Source organism: Halomonas sp. MCCC 1A13316 (genome assembly GCF_014931605.1).
GTDB lineage: Bacteria > Pseudomonadota > Gammaproteobacteria > Pseudomonadales > Halomonadaceae > Halomonas.
Genome location: NZ_CP053382.1, coordinates 1151942 through 1173758 on the forward strand (window position 1 = coordinate 1151942; position 21817 = coordinate 1173758).

The following is a 21817-nucleotide window of genomic DNA, read 5'->3' on the forward strand; positions in this document are numbered from 1 at the left end:
TTGTGGCTTTTGTCGTAAGGTTCGGGCTGCGCCGAACACGGTTGAGCGCGTGTTCCGTATCGATTCTTGTTCTGGGTCTTTCAGCCGAGAAAGAGCCCCCCGTAGGCCAGAGCGGCCATCACAATAAAGGCCGGGTGAATTCGCAGCCGCAGCAGTGCCACGGCCGCCAATGAGCCGATCAGCAGGGTATGCACAAGGCCTGCCGTCTCCAGCCCTTCGGTGAAGAAGCTCCAAGTCAGCCAGGCCATCATCATGGCAATGACCGGGCGTACCCACTGACTCATACGCTTGACGCGGGGCGAGTCACGGTAACGGTAAAGAAGTCCCAGAGCGCCCAGCATCAGCAATAGGGAAGGCACCACAGTGGCCAGCACAGCGACGACAGCGCCACTGGCACCGGCGACGTCAAAGCCGATCTGACCGGCCATCTTGGTGGCGATGGGGCTTGGCAAGGCATTGCCCAGCGCCAGGGTTTCGGCGAATTCCTGGGCTGTCATCCAGCCATAGCGTCCCACGACTTCCGCCTCTATTAGCGGAATGATCGCAGGACCTCCGCCGTAACCGATGATGTTGGGAATGAAAAAGGCAAGGAACAGCTCCCAGTGAATCATTCACGGGCCTCCCTCGGACGTGGTTCCGGTGAGACCATCGCCGTCACTAGCAGGGCACCGATGATCCAGCCGGGATGCAGACCGAGCAGGTAGATGAGCACCCCTGATCCCGCCCCCATCGCAAGGCTCAACCAGGGGCCCAGGGAAAGGCGCGACTTGTTCCAGAAGTCCAGCGTCAGCTGGCCCATCATGACCATGACCACGGGCACGACGGCGTATCCCATCCCGCGGATCCAGGCGACATCGCGATAACGGCTGAACAGACCCAGCAACAGGATCATGGCAAGCATCATGGGAACGATGACGGCAGCGACGGCGATAACGCAGCCGGCGATGCCTCCAATGCGATAGCCGATGTAGCCCGGCATCTTGGTGGCGATGGGCCCGGGAAGGGTATTGGCAATGGCGAGCACGTCGGCGAAGGCATCGTCATCCAACCAGCGATGACGGGTGACGACCTCGTCGCGGACCAGGGGGATCATGGCCGGCCCGCCGCCGAAGCCAAGCAGGCCGATGCGGGTAAAAGCCCAGAAAACCTTGCTCAGCGAAGCGGGCGACTGGTCAATCATGGGCCCAACCTCGGATGGTCGATCTTAGTGCTATAAATTGGTTTATTGTCATAATTGCTTTTTTGCGCCAGAAAAACGATTATTTGAACTAGAATATAGTTTGCAAAAGAAAGCAGCGTCAACCCTCAATGTGTGACGGTCACGGGGAGGTAGCATGGGCATTATCGAACGCAAGGAGGGGGTGACGGCCTCCAGCAGGATCTACGACACCCTGCGGCAGGATCTGGTCAATGGACGGTTCACCGCCGGCGAAAAGGTGGCGATCAGTGCCCTCAAGGAGCGCTATGGAGTAGGCTTGAGTCCGCTGCGTGAAGCCCTCAATCGCCTCGCGGCTTATGGCCTGCTGATCCAGGAGAACCAGCGTGGCTTCCGGGTGCCGCGTCTGGTACGCGACGAGCTCGAAGATGTTGCAGACATGCGGCAAAAACTGGAAGGAATGGCGCTGGAACGGGCCATTCAGCGAGGTGACGCCGAGTGGGAATCAGAGCTTCTAGCAGCGGCACATCGACTGAAGCGTGCCGATGCGGTACCGGAGATGGACGAGGAGTGGGAGCGGCTGCACATGCGCTTCCATCGCACGCTAGTAGCTCCCTGCGGTTCCGCGTGGCTGCTGCGCTTCATTGAGCAATTGCACGATCAGTTTGACCGCTATCGGCGTTTGGCGCCTGGCGATCCGGAAGTCAGACGCATCCTGGATGCACAACATGGTGAACTGGTGGAACTGGCCCTGGCCAGGGACGTCAAGACAGCAAGGGAACTGATGGAAGACCATATTCAGCGCTCGTACGAAGTGGCCCTCGGCAGCTTTGCTCCTTAGATGCGTTGAAGTTAGACGCAGAGCCTCAGCTAAGACGTCACTGCTACCTAGCGGCTACCAGGTCAAGATTGCATCCCAGTCGAACCATAGCTTAAACCGTGGCGCCGCCCAGCGGCACTGATAGCCGGCACCCGCACGGCTGGTCGCATTGATGCAGACGTGACTCATTGCACCGACAAGGACGAGCTCTTCGACTCTCTCGGCATCGAGTCCCTGTTCAGAGCCGCAGCATCAACAGCGATAAGCGTAGGCGTCTTCCCACCGGCGTGTTGTAATCGACGGGGGGCGCCGTGTGCGTTCCGCCGAAGACCTGGTATCCGAACACCGCGGCGGGCAGGGCCGCACCCACAACCCCAGTAGGTCACGGCCACTCCAAGTCCACCACGATCGGATCGTGGTCTGATGAGCGGAAGGGGTCGGGGCGGAAGTGCGGCGCTGCGTTGTCCGGCCCGTCGTAGCCGAGGAAAGGCGGCTCGTCGGCATTGATGGGCCAAGGGCGAACTTCTGCCACTGCCGCTGCCAGTTCGGGGCTGGCCAGGGCATGGTCCAGGTACCCCGACTCACCGTGGAACACATAACTATAGCGGCGTTCCGGCGGCAGCTCCCGGGCGATCAGGTTGACCAGTCCTGCGTGGGTCAGCGTGTGGATGGGGTCCTCGGCGCCGTAGGCGTTGAGATCGCCGATCAGTAGCAGGCGCTCGTGTCCTTCGGCGACAGCGAGGCGGTCGAGAAAGCCGTGCATGGCCTGCGCTTGCGCCACCCGGCGCTGGTTCCAGCAGCCCTGGCCGCGGTCGATATCGCCCCGTGGCGGGCAGCCGGTCTTTGACTTGAAGTGGGCGGTGACGACGCCGAAGGCCGGGCCGCCGTCCACGCTGCGAAAGAAGGCCGCCACTGGTGGGCGGTGGTGAACGGGATCGTTGTCCGCATGTAGCTCGCTCACGGCCTCCACCCGGTCTGGCCGGTAGAGCAGGGCGAGCTGAATGGCATCAGAGCCGAGGTCGGCATCTCCCCCGACCGCGCGATAGCGGACTCCGGTCCGTTCGCTCAGCTGCTCGACCAGGTCGGCCAGGGCACGCGGATCGTTCTCGACTTCCACCAGGGCCAGGATGTCGGCCTGCAGTCCTCTGACGGCGGCGGCGAGCTTGGCTCGCTGGCGCTCCAGCGCTTCGGCGCTCTCGGCGCCGCGCTGGCCCAGGCTGGTGAAGTAGTTCTCGACATTGAAGGTCGCCACCCGCAGCCGTTCTCCCGGCGCTGGCAGCGGCCCCGGGCGGGGGTTGGTGTCCTCGAAGTGCGGCTCGAAGTTCGGGTGCAGGCGGTAGGCGTCGAAGGCGTAGGTAAGTATCCCCGTCAGGCCCTGAACGCTGCTGCCGACACGGCGGGTGCCGTTCGCATCCAGGTAGGGAATGGGGCTCGGAAAGCCGCGGTAGCTGCCGTCGTCCAGCCCAAGGATGTCCCGCTGCTGGGCCTCGCCGGGCGTATTCGTGGGCCGGAACAGGCGGTTTGAGGCCAGTTTCAGGGAGCCGTAGCGGGCAAGTTCGTCGTTGCCAGTGACGATCAGCGCCTGAGGAAACGTCAGTAGCAGACCCTCCTTGCGTGACAGCTGATCCTCGCTGAGTGGCCAGCTCACTGCCAGCGGTTCGGGCAGTCGATCGCGGGCACAGGTCTCGATCCGCTCCACCCGCTGCAGCTGGATCTGGCCGCGGTACTCGCCGGTACGGGCGTGGAGTTGCAGATGTGTGCCGGGAGCGATGAGTGCCCCATCGCTCGAGGTTGCGCCAGGCATATAGACGAACAGGCCGACGGGGCCATGCTCCGTCGCTTGCTGCAAATAGAAACCGCCCAGCCGGTCGCGGCCGAGAAACTCGCCGGTCACCACGCCGTCGACGACCACCTCCCGGCCGGTGCGCAGGGCTGGAGCCTCGCCAAGGCCTCTGATGGCGGCAAGGTCGAAACTGGATGGGCCGGGGCAATCGGCTGTCGCTGTCGAGGTTGCCGTCAGCAAGGCCAGCAGCAGGGCGATTGGTCCTGTTTGGCGGGATACGGCATGGGGTCGGCGCTGGCCGGTAGTGCGCGGCTGGGCTGTTATGGTCATGGGGCTCTCCGTGGCAAAAGCTGACACCGTCCTGGCTACATTAGAAAGCAACAGTGCCCGCCAGCATCACCACCACGCCATAGGCGGCCACCCCGGCCGCCACCGGCCAGCCCAGGGTGCGTTTGTACCACCACACGGCCAGGGTCGCGAGAACGCCGATGACGGTGGCCAGCCAGGAGGTGGCGCTGGGCGTCACCGGCATCAGCGATACCCCGAACACGGCGGCGATCATTACCGGCCCGAGCAGGCTCAGCCACTGGGGCATCGCTTCCAGGCTGTCGCCGTTGCCTTGCCGCGCGAGGCGGCGCTGCATCCAGAACAGTGGCAGCACGCGTATCAGCAGGGTGCCAAGCGCCGAGGCGAGAACGGCTATCCACAGGGTGCTACTCATGGCGCTCTCCTTGTGCGTGTTCGCTTCTTTGGGTGTGGTCAAACTTGACGACCTGGAAGCACAGGGCGCCGCAGGCGGCGGCGAGAGGAATCGCCAGGTTGGTCAGGCCCGTTACGGTCAGCGCCAGGGCGGCCAGGATGGTCAGGCCGAGGGCCAGGCTCCAGCGCCGTGAGGTGAAGCGGGGCGCTATCAGCACCAGGAAGAGAGCGGGCAGGGCGAAGGGCAGGATCTCACCCATCAGGGCCCAGCGGGCGACCAGTTCGCCGCCGGCAAACGCTCCCAGGGCCGTGCCACCGATCCAGCTCATCCAGGCCAGCAGCGCGGCGCCGCCGAACCAGCCGAGGCGCTGGAATACCGGCAACTGGGGCAGGCGGGCATGAGCCAGGGCGAAGACCTGGTCGGTGAGGCCGTGCATCAGCCAAGGCCACAGGCGGCTGGAGGTCAGCCAGGGTGCCAGGTTAGGGGCATAGACCACATGGCGCAGGTTGATCAGCAGCGTCATGGCCACCACCAGCCATAGCGGTGCGCCGGCGGCCACCATGCCGACGAACAGGAACTGCGAGGCGCCGGCATAGATCAGCGTCGAGATGACGACGGCTTCCCAGGCGCTGAATCCGGCCTGGGTCGCGATCAACCCGAAGGAGATGGCCACCGGCACATAGCCGCCGAGCAGCGGGATGGCCTCGCTCATGCCGGTCAGCCAGGGACGGGACGGCGAGGAAGCGGCTTGCAGGTTCATGGCGTGGGTTCCTCGTGATAGATGACGCTGAGCAGCAGCGTGGCCCAGGCTTCCCCGGTGCGGTAAAGGTGGGGACGGTCCGCGGCGAAGGTGAGGGTCTCTCCGGCCGCGAGTGTTCGGGTGTCACCTTCCGGGCCTGCCTCCAGCGTACCGCTGATCAGGGTGAGCGATTCCCGGGCGCCGGGGGTATGGGGTTCGGCAAGACGCAGGGTATGCGGCGCGCAGCGCATCCAGTAGGCGTCAACCTGTGGTGTGTCCTTGCCCTGGTCGAGTAGGCGTACCTCCACGCCATCCTCGCCCAGGGGCACGGCAATAGGCGCCACCAGGGTGCCGAAGGGCACTTTCAGCTGTACCGCCAGGCGCCAGATGGTATCCAGGGTGGGGTTGCCGTTGCCCTGCTCCAGGCGACACAGGTTCGACTTGGCGATACCGGCAGCGGCGGCCAGTTGCGATAGCGACAAGCCTTGCGCCTGGCGCAGGTTCTGCAGGTGCTGACCCAGGGTGCCGAGGGAGAGTTTGTCCAATTGAGGATACCTCGTGTTGTTCCTTTTAACGAACGTTCTATAAAAGGAACAGTGGTATGTCAACTAGACGCGTATAATTGTGGATACATGCAGTTAGAAGGCGCTACGGCTAAGTGTGTCGTGCGACGCCGGATTACCGCCGCTGGCTTGCCTTGGATCAAGGTGTTTTCAACGTGAACTACCATGCTTGAAAGAGGGGAAGCGGCTAAGGCATCGGAGTGGAGCGCTACCTCGTCACCGTTACTCTGGGAAGCGAGGTAGAGACCATGGCCTGGAACATCTTCATGATCGGCTTGGATGAGCTGAGTGATCATCTGCTGCCGCATCTGCGGCATGCCGAAGAATATGTAATCCATCCTTTGCTGGCGCTTGATGAGGTGGTGCACGCTGACGAGTATCGCTTCGACCGCTTGCTGCAGGATGCCTTGGATCAGCTCGAACAGTTTCCCGGCTCGGTGGACGCGATTGTCGGCTACTGGGATTTTCCCACCAGTTTGCTGGCGCCAGTACTGTGCCAACGCCTTGGGCTGCGCGGCCCTTCGCTTGAGGCGGTTCTCAAGTGCGAGCATAAGTACTGGAGCCGCCTCGAGCAGGCCAAGGTGGTCCCCGAGTACGTTCCGTCTTTTCAGATGCTCGATCCCTTCGACGATCGCGCCACCGAAAGCATACACATCGACTATCCCTTCTGGATCAAACCGGTGAAGGCTCACTCCTCGCGCCTGGGTTTCCATGTGGCCGATGTCGAGCAACTGCGTGATGTCCTACCGCTGATACGCAAGGGAATAGGGCATTTCGGCAGGCCGTTCGACGACGTCATGGCCTATGTCGAACTGCCCGAAGAGATAGCGGCGGTAACCGGGCATCACTGTATCCTCGAATCCATCATCTCCTCAGGGCGGCAATGTACCCTTGAAGGCTACGTGCAGCACGGTGAAGTACACCTCACCGGAACGGTGGACAGCATCCGTGACTCGCAGCACCCTTCAGTGCTGATGCGCTACGAGTATCCCTCAACCTTACCTGAGCCTGTGCAGCAGCGGATGTTGGCTGCGACCCGGGGCATCATCGGGCAGGTCGGTTACGATGATGCGCCGTTCAATATCGAATTTTTCTACGAAACTGATAACGACTGCGTCTGGTTGCTCGAGATCAATACGCGTATTTCGCGCTCTCATGCGGCCATCTTTCATTTGGTCGATGGGGCGCCGCATATCCAGGTGATGGTAGACGTGGCATTGGGCATGGCCCCACGCATGCCGCATCGCGAAGGTCTCTATCCGCTGGCGGCCAAGCAGATGCTGAGGGTGTTCGAAGACGGCGTGGTGCGCCGAGTCCCTTCCCGGGAAGACATCCAATGCGTTGAGGAGGCGTTTCCTGGCACGGTGGTCGATATCGATGTTCACGAGGGCATGCGGCTCTCCGACTTGCGACACCAAGATTCCTTTTCCTGGGAGCTGGGCGTGCTGTTCATCGGGGCCGACAGTCACGACGAACTCTTGTCTCGCATCGCCTGGTGCAGCGACAGGCTGTCGTTCGACATCGAGCCGCTCGCCGGCCAGGGCGCGAGCGCAGCCGGACCGGATGACGGAGCATCAACATGAGAGTGGTGAGCGATTTTCCTCACCGGGTAGAACGCCTGGACTCGGTCTGGATACCCATGGCCGATGGCATTCGACTCCACGCTCGGCTCTGGTTGCCCGAGGGAGCCGTTGACGATCCGGTACCGGCAATAGTCGAATACATTCCTTATCGCCTGCAGGATGGCTCCGCCCGGCGAGACGCCATTCATCATTACTACTTCGCCGGGCATGGCTATGCATCGCTTCGGGTCGACTTAAGGGGTAGCGGCAATTCCGAAGGGGTATTGAAGGATGAATACCTGGAACAGGAATTGGCGGACGGGGAGGCGATATTGCATTGGCTGGACGCCCAACTCTGGTGCAACGGCCGGGTAGGGATGATCGGTATTTCCTGGGGCGGCTTCAACGGCCTGCAACTGGCTGCCCGCCGCCCCCCGCAACTCAAGGCGGTGGTTAGCGTCTGTTCCACCGACGATCGCTATGCCGATGACGTGCACTACATGGGCGGCTGCCTGCTGGGAGACAACATCTCCTGGGCTTCCACCATGTTCGCCTACAACTCAATGCCGCCCGACCCCAGCGTAGTGGGTGAGGCCTGGCGCGAAATGTGGCACCAACGGCTGGAGGGCAGCGGGTTGTGGCTGGCCACCTGGCTTTCGCACCCGCATCGAGATGCCTACTGGAAGCATGGCTCCATCTGCGAGAATTTTTCCCGCGTGCAGGTGCCGGTACTGGCCGCCAGCGGCTGGGCCGACGGCTATTCGAATGCCGTCAAGCGGCTGGTACAGCACCTACCGGATCTCTGCAAGGGGCTGATCGGCCCCTGGAGCCACAAATATCCTCATCTCGGCGAACCGGGGCCGGCCGTCGGGTTTCTGCAGGAGTGCCTGCGCTGGTGGGATCAGTGGCTCAAGGAAGAGGATCGAGGCGTCGACGAGGATCCCGCGATCCGGGTCTGGATGCAGGACAGCATGCCCCCGACAACCACTCCCGGCTTTCGCCCCGGGCGCTGGGTGGCGGAGCCCTCCTGGCCTTCACCCCACGTTGCCCCATGGCGTCTGCCGTTGGCACCGGGTCGGCTGGTAGTGGATGGAAAACGCCGCCGCGATGACGACACCCGCAGCGTGCAGTCGCCGCTGACGTGCGGCTTGTTCGCCGGCAAGTGGTGCTCCTATGCCGCAGGACCCGACCTGGCCCATGACCAGCGAGAGGAAGACGGGGGCGCCCTCACGTTTGATAGTCCTCCGCTGGAGGAAGCGCTGGAGATCATGGGTGCGCCGGAGCTGGAGCTATACGTCGCGGCCAATCGCCCTGTCGCCCAACTAGCCGTACGCCTTTCCGACGTGGCGCCGGATGACAAGGCGACGCGGGTGACCTATGGGCTGCTCAATCTCACCCATCGCGGTGGGCATGAGGTTCCGTCCGCCCTGGAACCGGGTCGCCACTATCGAGCCAAGGTGCAGTTGAATGACGTTGCCCAAAAATTTCCTCGCGGCCATCGCCTGCGTCTCTCGCTATCGACTTCTTACTGGCCGCTGGCGTGGCCGCCACCCGAGCCGGTGCGCTTGACGCTCTCCCTTGAGCATTCCGCTCTGATTCTTCCCGTCCGTCCCCCCCGGGAGTCGGATGCCGGTTTGACGCCTTTCGGTGTAGCGGAAGGAGCTTCGTCCATCCCCACCCGGCGTCTCGAACCCGGCCATCACAACTGGTATGTGCATCGCGACCTGGCGGAAGACCGCTCGACCCTGGAGGTAATCAACGACAATGGCCGGGTGCGACTCGAGGATAGTGGAATCGAGGTCCAGATGCGCTCGGTGGAGACCTATGAATCGTGCGCTGACGACTTCGATTCGGTACGGGCAAAGGTGAGCTGGCACCGTTCACTCAAGCGGGATGACTGGGAAGTAAGTACGACGACATGCACCGTGCTGACATCCGACATTCAGGAATTTCATCTACACGCGACGCTTGATGCCTATGAAGGCGAACATAGGGTGTTTTGCCACAGTTGGGACTACGCCATTCCCAGGCGGTTGGTATAGTCAATGCTGACTCGAATGACGGAGTAGGAGTAGTAATACGTTAGTATATACTCACACTTTTTATAATATTTTTTGGATTCTAGAGCATTTGTATTAAAAGAAAGAAACCGGGTGAGAAGGTAATTGCCCGCCTATACTGTTGGCGCTCTCTGACGAAACGCCCTCATTCGCACGGGCTTGCTGTGAGTCGTGTTGCACAATCGCCAGACTGGTCGAAGTCCTTATTATCTGCCCGGGGGCAGGTCATGCCTGCGCTTGAGCCTCATGCAGGGTGATTGTGATGAAGAACGTATCGACAACGGCATTGAAGCATTTTATTTCTGATTTCGAGGGGGACGTCGTGCTTCCCGAGGATCCGCAATACGATGAAGTTCGCCAGATCTGGAATGCCATGATTGATCGCAGGCCCTCCCTGATAGCACGCTGTGTCTCGCCTGAGGATGTCATCAAGTCGTTGAGCTTCATGCGCCAGCACGATTTGCCTTTCTCCATTCGCGGCGGAGGGCACAACATCGCCGGCAACGCCGTCTGCGATGAGGGGCTCATGATCGACCTTTCGCTGATGAGGCAAGTCGATATCGACCAGGCGCATCAACGGGCTTCCGTCGGGCCGGGCTGCACTCTCGGTGATTTCGACGCCGCCGCCCAGCAGCACGGCCTCGCCACGCCGCTGGGCATCAACTCCACCACGGGGGTGGCCGGTCTGACCCTGGGCGGTGGTTTCGGTTGGCTCAGCCGCAAGTACGGCATGACCATAGACAACCTGCTCGCCATGGACGTGGTCACGGCGGATGGCCGCCAGTTGCACGCCAGCGAAGAGGAAAACCCCGACCTCTTCTGGGGCCTTCGCGGTGGCGGGGGTAACTTCGGCATCGTGACGCGTTTCGAGTACCAGCTGCATCCCGTGGGGCCGAACGTGCTGTGCGGTCTCATCGTCTTTCCCTTCGATCAGGCGAAATCGGTGATCACCCAGTTTGCCCGCTTCACCGAGACGATGCCGGATGAACTTAACGTCTGGATGGTCACCCGCCAGGCCCCCCCGTTGCCCTTCCTGCCCGAGGAGGTTCACGGGAAGGAGGTCGTGGCGCTCGCCTTATGCTATTCCGGCGATCCTGCCGAAGGGGAGCGGTCCATCGAGCCGCTGAGAGGCTTCGGCACCGCGCACGGTGAGCATATCGCGGTGCAGCCGTACATAGCCTGGCAGCAAGCCTTCGATGGGCTTTTGACCGCGGGGGCCCGCAACTATTGGAAATCGCATAATTTCTCAAGCCTGGGCGAAGGGGCTATCGATGCCATCGTGGAATACGCCGATTCACTGCCGTCCTCGCAGTGTGAAATCTTCATCGGCACGATAGGAGGGCAGGCCGGCCGAGCGCAGCCTGACGCAATGGCCTACGCGAGCCGCGACGCCAATTACGTCTTGAACGTCCATGCCCGTTGGGAAACGGCGGACGAAGACGCGCACTGTATTGCCTGGGCGCGAGACTTCTTCGCCCGATCGAAACCCTATGCCAGTGACGGCGCCTACGTGAATTTCCTGACCGGGGACGAGGCCGAGCGCATCGAGTTTGCTTATGGGCCGAGCTACGGTCGGCTGGTGGAACTCAAGAATAAATTCGATCCGACGAATGTCTTTCGCATCAACCAGAACATCAATCCGGCCCCGATGCCGGCTGCCTGACAAGCCCTTGGACAATACCTTGGTGTCGGATTCTTCAGGGCGGCGAGCGAGCTGAGTGGCGCTTCGCCCGCCACACACGAGGAGCGCGGTCATGGCTACCCAGGTTGCCGTCATCCAGAAACCTCCGGTAATGCTCCAGCGAGACGCGACCATCGAGCAGATGCTGGATTCGATCGAGGAAGCGGTGGCGGAAAAGGCGACACTCCTCGTTTTTCCTGAGGCGTATATTCCGGGCTATCCCACCTGGATTTGGCGACTCAAACCGGGCGGGGACATGGCCTTGACCAGCGAAATCCATGCCCAGCTACGGGAAAACGCCGTTGACCTGCGTTCCGGGCATCTTGCTCCCCTGCAGGATGCAGCGGCCCGCCATGGCTTGACCCTGGTGCTGGGCATCAATGAAATCGACAGTCGCTACAGTGGTACGACCCTCTACAACAGTGTCGTGGTGATCGGTCCGGAAGGAACCTTGCTGAATCGCCACCGCAAGCTGATGCCGACCAATCCTGAGCGAATGGTCTGGGGCATGGGAGACGGCAGTGGTCTCCGGGTCGTGGAGACGAATGCCGGCCGGCTAGGCAGCCTGATCTGCTGGGAGTGTTACATGCCGCTGGCGCGCTATGCCCTGTATGCCCAAGGCATGGAAATTTTCATCAATCCCACCTGGGACTCCAGCGATACCTGTCTCGCGACATTGCGACATATCGCCAAGGAGGGTGGATGTTGGGTCATAGGTACCGCGACTGCCCTCCAGGGAAGCGATATCCCCGACACGTTCCCCGAACGTGACAGGCTCTATACGCCCGACGAGTGGATCAACGAGGGCAACGCTGTGGTCGTCGCTCCGTCGGGCAGTGTCTCGGCGGGGCCACTGAACCGTGAAAAGGGAATACTGTATGCACGGATCGAGATCGAATCGGCACTGCGGGCACGGCGATCACTGGACGTGGCAGGCCACTACGGCCGGCCAGATATCTTCTCGTTGACGGTCAATCGCGCCCCGCAGCCACCAGCCACTTTTAACGATGCCTGACTCACCCGCGGCCGCTCGAAGCTGACAGTCGGCCTTGGATGCCGAATCTCGCGCTACACGAACTCTGAGTCGTCTGTCCTCACCGTCACGCCACCTTCCTCGCCGGGCACCATCACCATGAACTCGCCGTTGCCCAGGTAGCTCACGTCGTGTCCGTCGTGGGTGCGGAAGGTGGGCGTGCCTCGAACGGCCCCTTCGTGTTGCATTTCGCTGAGCTCGCGGGGATTGGCGAACATGTCGATCATGTACTCGCGGCCCTGATCGTCGAAGGCCATCACGGTTCTTTCATGCTGGGTCACGGTGTCGTTCTCCCTGAAGATTCCTCTCTAACCCATAGCAATGCTGCGGCAGCTTGGCTAGTCACACCGCACCAGTACGCTGCGTGGCAGGTAGAACCAGAAATAGTTAATTTAGATATATAAATATAAACAACAATGTTTCCTCTCCCAGCTTTTTTGAAGATCGTTAAATTTATAGAAAAAGCGAGGTGTTTTGAATCCCGGGCTATACTGTTGGCGCCCTCTGACGAAGCGCCTTCTTTACATGAACTTGCTGTGAGTCGTGCTGCCCCTGCCAGATTGGTCAAAGAAAGTTCACTCCATCAGGAAGCAGTCTTTAGCCTGTCCTTAAGTACTATTCATGGTGAACGTCATGAATCAGATGTCAAAAAAAACATTGAAGGAGTTCACGGACGAATTCGAGGGGAGTGTCATTATCCCCTACGACCCTAATTATGATGAAGTTCGCCAGATATGGAATGCAATGATCGATCGCAGACCCTCGATGACTGCCCGCTGCGTCTCGCCTGAGGATGTGGTCAAGTCACTACGGGGCGGCGCGCGACGAATGGATGTAAGCACCATGGGGCACGAGTGTTGGCTGGCTGAGCGTTAAAGTTTTTCATATCGGCGGCCTCGGTGACGCCATCCGCGAAATGCATGGCGGCGACCAACCGATATTGCCCCAACCCGTCCAAACGTTCAGTGCGCTAGCGCGCTTAAGCGGCTTCTTTACGTCCAGATCCAGCAAGGAGTGTGCGCTAGCGAACCGACAGGAGCATGGTTTTTTTGCATGATGCTGGTAGTGAAATATTGCCTGCCCCAGTGGGTAAGACGCATCGACCAGGACAGCACTTGTGGCCTTTCTTCATCGTATTGCATTCGGGGTTTTTGCCTCGTCAAAGCCGTGGAATGACACGGCCCCGGTGCGGCAAGAGCTGTTCAGTGCCGAACGGCTCGAACAGCACGCCGGCAGCCTTGCGCTGGCTCAGCGTGTCACTGACAAGCCCCCTCGGGTGTTGCCACTGGCAAGACGGCTCGAGGATAACGCCCAGGTTCTGCTGAAGGCATATCGCGCCAGTGCCGCAGAGGTGGCAGAAGGGCGAGATATCGTTCCCGCCGCGGCCTGGCTGCTCGACAACTACCATATCATCGAAGCCCAGATCCGTGAGATCCGCGGCGACCTGCCTCCCGGTTATTATCGACAGCTACCGAAACTGGCCGAAGGCCCCTTTGCCGGCTATCCGCGTGTCTTCGGCCTGGCCTGGGCCTTTGTCGCCCATACCGATAGCCACCTCGATCCCGATAACCTGCAAGGCTTCATTGCCGCCTATCAACGCGTTCAGCCTTTGAGTATCGGCGAGCTATGGGCGGTAGCGATTACCCTGCGAATCGTGCTTGTCGAGAACCTGCGACGCCTTGCCGATCAGATCGTCAGCGAACAGGCGGCGCGCAACCAGGCTGACTCGCTGGCGACTCGATGGCTCGCTCCCGAGGGGCATCGTGCCAATTTGGCTGAAGCTACGCCTCCGCGTAACACGAAGCCACTGGCAGCGCCTTTCGTCGCCCAACTGGCCAAGCGTTTGCGAGGGCTGGACTCGCGAGCCAACCCCATGGTGGACTGGTTGGAGGGGCGAGTCGCTGCCCAGGGCGACTCCATCGATGACATGGTTCAGCAGGCTCAGCAGCGCCAAGGTGCGGCCAACGTCACCGTGCGCAACGTCATTACCAGCATGCGCTTGGTATCGAGTATCGACTGGTCGGAACTTTTCGAAAGCGTCAGCCTGGTCGACGCACGACTGAACCAAGGCAGCCCCTTCGCGACGCAGGATTTCCCCACACGCAATAGTTACCGCAGTGCCGTAGAGCAACTGGCCCGAGGTTCCGGGCATGAGGAACTGGAAGTCGTGGAATATGCTCTGGCCGCGGCGCGTGAGGCGACGGCGAATGCTGAAGGTCCGGTCGAGGCCGCCCGGCTGGGCGACCCAGGTTATTTCCTGATTGCGTCAGGCCGGCCTTCACTAGAGCAAGCGATCGGCTTTCGACCTTCGCCGCGCGAGCGCTTGCGGCAGGCCTTTCTATCGTACGGCATGAGCGGTTATGTCGGCCTGATTGCGCTCGTCACCGTCGGGTTGCTGGTGCTGGTAATAGGGACGTTATGGTCGCTATCACTTTCCGCAGGTGAGTCCCCGCTGGGGTGGCTGTCGTTACTGGGGTTATTGGGGCTGCTGCCCGCCACCGAAGTGGCTACGCTGCTGGTCAATCGCCTTATTATTTTCACCGTCAGTGCGAAGCCCTTGCCGAGCCTGGACCTCTCCGAAGGTGTTCCGTCCTCACTCCGTACACTGGTCGCCGTACCGACGATGCTGACCAGCGAGGCTGACCTGCAGGAGCAGATCGAACGGCTGGAGGTTCATCACCTGGCCAGCGGAGGCGGCGCCATTGTTTACGCTCTGCTGACCGATGGGGTCGATGCCCAGCACGAGGATATCGCCGAGGATGCCCCGCTGCTGGCCGCCGCCGGTATGGCAATCGAACAGCTGAATCACCGCTATGGCGACAGTGAGGGTGACGAGCGTTTTTATCTCTTGCATCGTAGGAGGGTGTTCAATCGCAGCGAAAACTGCTGGTTGGGGTGGGAGCGTAAACGTGGCAAATTGCATGAGCTCAACCGCCTGCTTCGTGGCGCCCGTGATACCACCTTCCTGAATCCAGCCGTTCTGCCGAGCGACGTGCGTTACGTCATCACTCTGGATGCCGATACTCGCCTGCCCCGTGGCTCGGCCAGCCGGCTAATCGGCAAGATGGCACACCCGCTGAACCGACCCAGGTTCGATGAACGCCACCAGCGTGTCATGGAGGGCTACGCCATCCTCCAGCCCCGTGTCACGCCTTCGCTACCGTTGGGTCAACAGGGTTCGCTCTATCAACGCCTTTTCTCCGCGCCCGGGGGTATCGACCCCTATGCCGCAACCATTTCCGACCTGTATCAGGATCTTCTCGGCGAGGGCTCTTTCGCCGGCAAGGGCATCTACGATGTCGATGCGTTCGAAGCTTCACTCAGCGGACGGATCCCTGAGAACAGCGTGCTCAGTCACGATCTGTTCGAAGGAGTTTTCGCCCGTGCCGGTCTCGCCTCGGATGTAGAGGTCATCGAGGAGTTCCCCTCCCGCTACGATGTCGCCGCCAAGCGCCAGCATCGCTGGACCCGCGGAGACTGGCAATTGGTGCCATGGATTTTTGCGCGGAAGATGCCCTGGACCGGGCGTCTGAAACTGCTGGGCAATATGCGCCGCTCGCTACTGACGCCGCTGCTGCTGGCGGGTCTCGTGGTCAGTTGGCTGTTGCCGCTGCAGGCGGCGCTGGCAGGCACGCTGTTTGTCGTCACGGCCATCGCTGCGCCCACGCTGCTGCCCCTCCTGATATCGCTGGTTCCGACTCGAGCGGGCGTCAACTGGCCTCACTATTTCCACCAATGGATCCTCGAGCTGAAGCTAGCGTCGGCCCAGACGCTGCTGTGGGTTGCCTTACTGCCCGACCAAACTTGGAGAATGCTGGATGCCATCGTCAGGACCCTGGTACGCGTATCGATCACTCGCCGCCATCTGCTCGAGTGGACGACCGCCGCCCAGTCGATGGGGCGCCCGCGACTGACGTTGACGGGCTTTTACCTGAGCATGGCGCCCGGGACCGCATTGGCTCTAGTGGTGTCGTTGGGCACCGTGAGCCATGCCCCAGGGGCCTGGCCGGTGGTACTGCCCTTGGCGCTGCTCTGGCTGGCTGCACCGGCTATTGCCGCGTGGATCAGCCGGCCGCGGAGTCTGGCGCCGCAGCACGCGCTATCGGAGGCCGAGGCGCGTGAACTGCGACTGATCGCTCGGCGCACCTGGAGCTTCTTTGAAACGTTCGTCACGGCGCGCGACAACTGGCTGCCGCCGGACAATTTCCAGGAAACGCCACAACCCGTCATTGCTCGGCGTACCTCCCCAACCAACATGGGGCTTTATCTTCTCTCGGTCTTGGCCGCTCGCGATTTCGGTTGGCTAGGTGCCTTGGCTGGCGCCGAGCGTCTCGAGGCCACGCTGGGCATCATGCAGACCCTGCCGCGCTATCGGGGGCACTTCTTCAATTGGTATGGCACCCAGGATCTTCGCCCGTTGGACCCAAAGTACGTCTCCTCGGTCGACAGCGGCAATCTTGCGGGCCATCTGCTGGTGGTCGCCAATGCCTGCGAGATGTGGTTGGAAACCGACCTGTCATTCGATCCTCGCCCAGGGATTGCGGATCACGTCCACCTGGCGCAGGTGGCTCTCGAGGCGACGCCCATGGCACATGGCGCGGGGCTCACATCGCTCAAGGCTGGCCTGGGTGATGTAGCGGCGCATTTGCAGGGAGACCCCAATCACGAGGCGTGGTTGCCGGGGCTGAAACGACTCAGCGACCGCACCGCGGGCATGGCCCAAGGGGCCCTGAAAAACCTCGAAGGTCACTGGGCCGAAGAGGTTCTGTTCTGGGTGGGCGCATTGCACACGTCGGTAGACGAGCATTGCCGCGAGCGAGAGCTGATTGCCAAGAGCGAGTTCCGAGACCGGCTTCGGGCTCGGTTCATAGACATCGCTGGCACGGCGCGGCGCATGGCGCTGGAGATGGAGTTTGGCTTCTTGCTCGTTCCTGAGCGGCAGTTACTGTCGATCGGATACTCCATGGAAGAAAATACCCTCGACAGCAGTTGCTATGACCTGCTCGCCTCCGAAGCGCGGCTGGCCAGCCTGCTGGCGATTGCCAAGGGCGATGTACCCACGCGCCACTGGTTCCGCCTCGGGCGTACGGCCACGCCGCTGGATCATGGTTCGGCGCTGATTTCCTGGTCGGGTTCGATGTTCGAATACCTGATGCCGTCGCTGGTGATGCGCGCCCCCGCGGGTAGCCTCCTCGAGCAAAGCAACCGCCTGGTGGTCAAGCGCCAGATGGCGTATGCCACTTCGCTGGGCGTCCCCTGGGGGCTCTCCGAATCCGCTTACAACGCCCGCGACCTGGAATTCACCTACCAGTATTCCAATTTCGGCGTGCCCGGCCTGGGATTGAAGCGTGGCCTCTCTGCCGACCTGGTCGTGGCACCTTATGCGACGGGCCTGGCGACCATGGTCGATCCTCTTGGTGCACGTCGCAACTTCGTGCGGCTCGCTGACATGGGGGCACTGGGCCGCCTTGGTTTCTACGAGGCGCTAGACTTCACTCGCTCGCGTGTCCCGGAGGGTGAGGAAGTCGTTATCGTGCGTAGCTTCATGGCCCACCACCAGGGCATGACCATCGTGGCCATCGCCAATACGCTGCATGACGGCCGTATGCGCGAACGTTTCCATCGTGAGCCGATTATCCAGGCCAGCGAACTCTTGCTGCAGGAACGCCTGCCGCGTGATGCCGCCATCGCTCACCCGCGTGCCGAGGAAGTAAAGTCGGCGCCGAGCGAGACGCTCAACGAGAGCCATGCGGTTCGGTGTATTACGTCAACGAACGAAGGGGGGCCGCTGACCCATCTGCTGTCGAACGGACGCTACTCGGTCATGTTGACGGCGAGGGGGGCGGGGTACAGCCGTTGGCGACATATCGCCATCAGTCGCTGGCAAGAGGATGCGACCCGCGATCATTGGGGCAGTTTCATCTTTTTGCGCGACAGCCGCATGACCCACGCCTGGTCGGCCAGCGGCCCCATGCCCGGCGAAGACATGGGTGTCGAGAAGGACCGCCACGACGTGCTCTTTGCCGAGGATTATGCCCGCTTTACGCACAGTCATGGTGATCTCGTCACCCACCTCGATGTCCTTGTCTCGGGCGAGGACGACAGCGAGGTGCGGCGCGTGTCGCTGACCAACAGTGGACGGCAGACGCGGGATATCGAGGTGACCTCATACTCGGAACTGGTGCTGACCACACCGGCTACCGATAATGCCCACCCCGCCTTCGCGAAGCTGTTCGTGGTCACCGAGTACCTCGATGAGTTCGATGCACTGATCGCCACCCGACGCCGGCGTGGGCCGGACGAGGCAGAGATCTGGGCCGCCCATTTCGCTGTAGTGGAAGGGCAGCTCCTGGGCGAAACGCAATACGAGACTGATCGTGCCCGATTCATCGGTCGGGGGCACACGGTGACGACAGCCGCTGCCCTGACCGGAAAGCAGCCGCTGACGAATACCACCGGCACGGTGCTCGATCCGATATTTTCGCTACGCCATCGCCTCCGGGTTGCCCCCGGCAAAGTGGCCCGTATCGCCTTCTGGACCGTCGTGGCAAGATCGCGCGAGGCGCTGCTGGACCTGATCGACAAGCACCACGACCGCAGCGCCTTTGAGCGGGCCAAGACGCTGGCCTGGACCCAGGCGCAAGTTCAGCTGCGTCACTTGGCCATCAGCCTCGATGAAGCGGCGGACTTCCAACGCCTGGCCGCTCCCATCCTGTATGCTGATCCCCGTTTCAGGGCCTCGCGCGAGGCCATTGCGCGCGGGGCAGGCCCGCAGTCGGCACTATGGCCGCACGCCATTTCCGGCGATCTGCCGATCGTCCTGCTGCGCATCGATTCGATCGATGACATGGCTCAGGTTCGTCAGCTGCTGCGCGCTCACGAGTACTGGCGCATGAAACGTCTCGGCGTCGACCTGGTGATAGTCAACGAACGTGCCTCCTCCTATGTGCAGGACCTCCAACAAGCCATCGAGACCGCGGTGCACAGCAGCCAGTCGCGGCCACGTATCGATGAGGGCCATGCCCAGGGCTCGGTCATCACCTTGCGTGCCGATCTGATGAGGCTCGACGCACGTGTTCTGCTGCAGTCCGTGGCGCGGGTGGCGCTGCTGGCACACCGCGGGCCGATTGCCGATCAGCTCGCGCTGATCCCTCCCGCGCTTCGCTACCCACCAGCTGAGCTGGCCTCAAAGAAGGCGATTCCGCGCGAGACGGTAGATGAGGCGCCGGGCGCTGAGACTCCGCCGGCTCTCGAATTCTTCAATGGCCTGGGGGGCTTCGACAAGCAGGGTAGGGAGTATGTGACCGTACTCGAGGCAGGGCGCTCCACGCCGGCCCCGTGGCTCAACGTGATAGCCAATGCCGGGTTCGGTTTCCAGGTGTCGGCGGAAGGCTCAGGCTACCTTTGGGCCGACAACAGCCGCGAAAACCCGCTCACCCCTTGGGCGAACGATGCCGTAATGGACCCCAGCGGCGACGCGATCTACGTGCGCGATGAAGAGACCCACGCGGTGTGGACGGCCACGGCACTACCGGTGCGTGACGAGGGGCGTTATGTCGCCCGGCACGGCTTCGGCTATAGCCGCTTCGAGCACGAGGCACACGGTATCGCACTTGGCCTCGTGCATTTCGTGCCGCTCGACGATCCTGTTCGTATTTCGCGTTTGACCCTCGAGAACCGCTCTGGGCGGCCCCGCCGGTTGTCCGTTACCGCTTACGTGGAATGGTCGCTTGGCCGGTCTCGAAGTTCGTCAGGCCCGTTCCTGATAACGCAGCGGGATGAGAATAGTGGCGCAATGTTCGTACGCAATCCATGGAACATGGCGTTCCCCGGTCGCGTTGCCTTTGCCGACCTGTGCGATCTGCAAACGGCCTGGACAGCGGATCGCGCTGAATTTCTCGGCCACGGGGGCAACCTGGCCTCTCCTGCGGGGCTTGCCGGTCGCACCCCGCTTTCCGGCGCCACCGGTGCCGGCCTGGATCCCTGCACAGCCCTGCAGTGCACCATCGAGCTGGCGGTGGGTGAGACGATAGACGTCGTCGCGTTCATTGGGCAGTGCCGCTCCGACGACGAAACCAGAGACCTCATCATCCGTTATCGCGAGGCCGATCTTGATGCCGAGCTCGCCAAGGTCACGGCCTACTGGCAGAAGCAGCTTGGTGCAGTGCAAGTCTCCACTCCCGACCGTGCCATGGACATCATGCTCAATGGGTGGCTGCTTTACCAAACCATCGCCTGTCGCATCACGGCCCGTTCCGCCTTCTACCAGGCCAGTGGCGCTTACGGTTTTCGCGATCAACTGCAGGACGGCATGGCCCTGACCTTTGCCAGCCCCGAGACGACCCGAGCTCACCTGCTGCGTGCCGCTTCGCGACAGTTCGTCGAAGGGGATGTGCAGCACTGGTGGCTGCCCCATTCCGGTCAGGGCGTCCGGACCCGCATATCCGATGATCGGGTCTGGCTGGCCTATGCCAGTGCGCTCTACATCGCGACGTCGGGAGATGCCGCCGTACTGGACGAGCCGGTGAGCTTCCTGGAAGGCGCCTTGCTCGGTGACGGCGAGCATGACGCCTTTTTCCAGCCCATGATCGCCGACGAAATCGCCTCGCTCTACGAGCATTGCGCCCGCGGCTTGGACCAGTGCCTGGCGTTGACGGGTGAGCATGGCCTGCCGCTGATCGGCGGCGGCGACTGGAACGATGGCATGAACCGGATGGGAGAAGCGGGCAAGGGGGAGAGCGTTTGGCTGGGCTGGCTGCTGGTACGCACCCTGGACATATTCACTCCGCTTGCCGAACAGCGCAGCTCGGAAGCTGCCCGTGCCAGCCGCTGGCGGGCCCATGCAGCCTCGCTGCGGGATTCGCTCGAACATCACGCCTGGGACGGCCAATGGTATCGGCGGGCGACCTACGACGACGGCAGTTGGCTCGGTACCCAGGAGAGCGAGGAATGCCGTATCGACTCGATTGCGCAATCCTGGGCGGTACTATCCGGTGCGGCAAATCCTCAGCGGGCCGCAACCGCCATGCGCTCGCTGGAGCGCGAATTGCTTCGCGCAGATCCCGGGCTTGCCCTGCTGTTCTGGCCGCCCTTCGACCAGCCCGCGCGCGACCCGGGTTATATCAGCGGCTACCCTCCCGGGCTCCGAGAAAATGGCGGCCAGTACAGTCATGCCGCGATGTGGGCAATACTGGCATATGCCCAGCTGGGAGAGGGCGATAAAGCCACCGACCTGTTCTCGATGCTCAACCCCATCAATCATGCCCGTACGCTTCAGGAGGTCTCGCGCTATAAAGTCGAGCCCTATGTGGTCGCTGCCGATGTCTATTCCGTTGCTCCGCATGTCGGTAGAGGCGGCTGGACCTGGTATACAGGGGCTGCCGGTTGGATGTATCGAGCGGGGCTCGAAGGCATCCTGGGTATTCGCCGCGAAGGCGATTATCTGACCATTGCCCCCTGTCTACCCGCTGCCTGGCCGGGCTTCGAAGCGACCATCGAAGTGGCTTCTACTCATTACACCGTTCATGTGGAGCAGTTTCCCAAGGCGCGTTTCGTTACTGCTCACGCCCATCTCGATGGTAAAGACATAGACTGCGAAAAAGGAGAGGTCCGGGTGCATCTCGACGGCGCCCGGCACCATCTGGCAGTGGCTCTGCCAAATGCTCAACTTTCGGCTATTGAATAGGCATGCCCATAAGCATCTGCATCGTTTTGAATTTT

At 61.8% G+C, this 21817-nt stretch carries 14 protein-coding genes; 7 read left to right on the forward strand and 7 right to left on the reverse strand.

From position 1 onward, the window contains the following. Nucleotides 1–80: 80 nt before the first annotated feature. Together HNO52_RS05470 and HNO52_RS05475 are read right to left on the reverse strand one after the other, a co-directional pair. Nucleotides 81–611, reverse strand: coding sequence for a chromate transporter (locus tag HNO52_RS05470; RefSeq protein ID WP_197568177.1), 531 nt, complete (start codon nucleotides 609–611; stop codon nucleotides 81–83). Beyond that, complete coding sequence (locus tag HNO52_RS05475) at nucleotides 608–1180, reverse strand: chromate transporter (RefSeq protein ID WP_197568178.1); 573 nt, start codon at nucleotides 1178–1180, stop codon at nucleotides 608–610. Before HNO52_RS05475 ends, HNO52_RS05470 begins: the two co-directional genes overlap by 4 nt. A 154-nt stretch (nucleotides 1181–1334) precedes the next feature. Here HNO52_RS05475 and HNO52_RS05480 point away from each other — a divergent pair, with 154 nt between their 5' ends. Beyond that, nucleotides 1335–1997 (forward strand): GntR family transcriptional regulator, encoded by a 663-nt coding sequence (locus HNO52_RS05480; protein WP_197568179.1) that lies wholly within the window; start codon nucleotides 1335–1337, stop codon nucleotides 1995–1997. 361 nt (nucleotides 1998–2358) lie between these two features. Here the strand turns inward: HNO52_RS05480 and HNO52_RS05485 are convergent, their stop codons facing one another. Genes HNO52_RS05485 through HNO52_RS05500 form a run of 4 tightly spaced genes read right to left on the reverse strand, consistent with a single transcriptional unit; the run spans nucleotide 2359 to nucleotide 5743 of the window. Further along, nucleotides 2359–4089, reverse strand: a complete 1731-nt coding sequence (locus HNO52_RS05485; protein WP_197568180.1) for an ExeM/NucH family extracellular endonuclease — start codon at nucleotides 4087–4089, stop codon at nucleotides 2359–2361. A gap of 40 nt (nucleotides 4090–4129) precedes the next feature. Further along, nucleotides 4130–4480 (reverse strand): AzlD domain-containing protein, encoded by a 351-nt coding sequence (locus HNO52_RS05490; protein WP_197568181.1) that lies wholly within the window; start codon nucleotides 4478–4480, stop codon nucleotides 4130–4132. Next, nucleotides 4473–5219: an AzlC family ABC transporter permease gene (locus HNO52_RS05495; RefSeq protein ID WP_197568182.1), complete on the reverse strand. Its 747-nt coding sequence runs from the start codon at nucleotides 5217–5219 to the stop codon at nucleotides 4473–4475. Before HNO52_RS05495 ends, HNO52_RS05490 begins: the two co-directional genes overlap by 8 nt. Continuing rightward, on the reverse strand, nucleotides 5216–5743 hold the full coding sequence (locus tag HNO52_RS05500; RefSeq protein WP_197568183.1) for a helix-turn-helix domain-containing protein: 528 nt from the start codon (nucleotides 5741–5743) through the stop codon (nucleotides 5216–5218). The genes HNO52_RS05495 and HNO52_RS05500 overlap by 4 nt, the downstream gene beginning before the upstream one ends. Before the next feature lie 218 nt (nucleotides 5744–5961). Here HNO52_RS05500 and HNO52_RS05505 point away from each other — a divergent pair, with 218 nt between their 5' ends. From HNO52_RS05505 to HNO52_RS05520, 4 genes are all read left to right on the forward strand, one after another. Next, on the forward strand, nucleotides 5962–7344 hold the full coding sequence (locus HNO52_RS05505; protein ID WP_197568184.1) for an ATP-grasp domain-containing protein: 1383 nt from the start codon (nucleotides 5962–5964) through the stop codon (nucleotides 7342–7344). Beyond that, nucleotides 7341–9365, forward strand: coding sequence for a CocE/NonD family hydrolase (locus tag HNO52_RS05510; protein ID WP_197568185.1), 2025 nt, complete (start codon nucleotides 7341–7343; stop codon nucleotides 9363–9365). Before HNO52_RS05505 ends, HNO52_RS05510 begins: the two co-directional genes overlap by 4 nt. A 280-nt stretch (nucleotides 9366–9645) precedes the next feature. Continuing rightward, the gene (locus HNO52_RS05515) at nucleotides 9646–11046 is read left to right on the forward strand and encodes an FAD-binding oxidoreductase (RefSeq protein ID WP_197568186.1); all 1401 of its coding nucleotides are present in this window, start codon (nucleotides 9646–9648) and stop codon (nucleotides 11044–11046) included. Nucleotides 11047–11137: 91 nt separating this feature from the next. Next, nucleotides 11138–12079, forward strand: a complete 942-nt coding sequence (locus tag HNO52_RS05520) for a carbon-nitrogen hydrolase family protein (protein WP_197568187.1) — start codon at nucleotides 11138–11140, stop codon at nucleotides 12077–12079. Nucleotides 12080–12132: 53 nt separating this feature from the next. Here HNO52_RS05520 and HNO52_RS05525 read toward each other — a convergent pair whose 3' ends face one another. After that, a complete protein-coding gene (locus HNO52_RS05525; protein ID WP_197568188.1) occupies nucleotides 12133–12378 on the reverse strand; it encodes a hypothetical protein in 246 nt (81 codons plus the stop codon). Between the two features lie 352 nt (nucleotides 12379–12730). Here HNO52_RS05525 and HNO52_RS05530 point away from each other — a divergent pair, with 352 nt between their 5' ends. Next, complete coding sequence (locus HNO52_RS05530; RefSeq protein ID WP_197568189.1) at nucleotides 12731–12973, forward strand: hypothetical protein; 243 nt, start codon at nucleotides 12731–12733, stop codon at nucleotides 12971–12973. Between the two features lie 310 nt (nucleotides 12974–13283). Continuing rightward, entirely contained in the window at nucleotides 13284–21782 is an 8499-nt protein-coding gene (locus HNO52_RS05535) for a GH36-type glycosyl hydrolase domain-containing protein (protein ID WP_232090587.1), read from the forward strand. The last annotated feature ends 35 nt before the right edge of the window (nucleotides 21783–21817 follow it).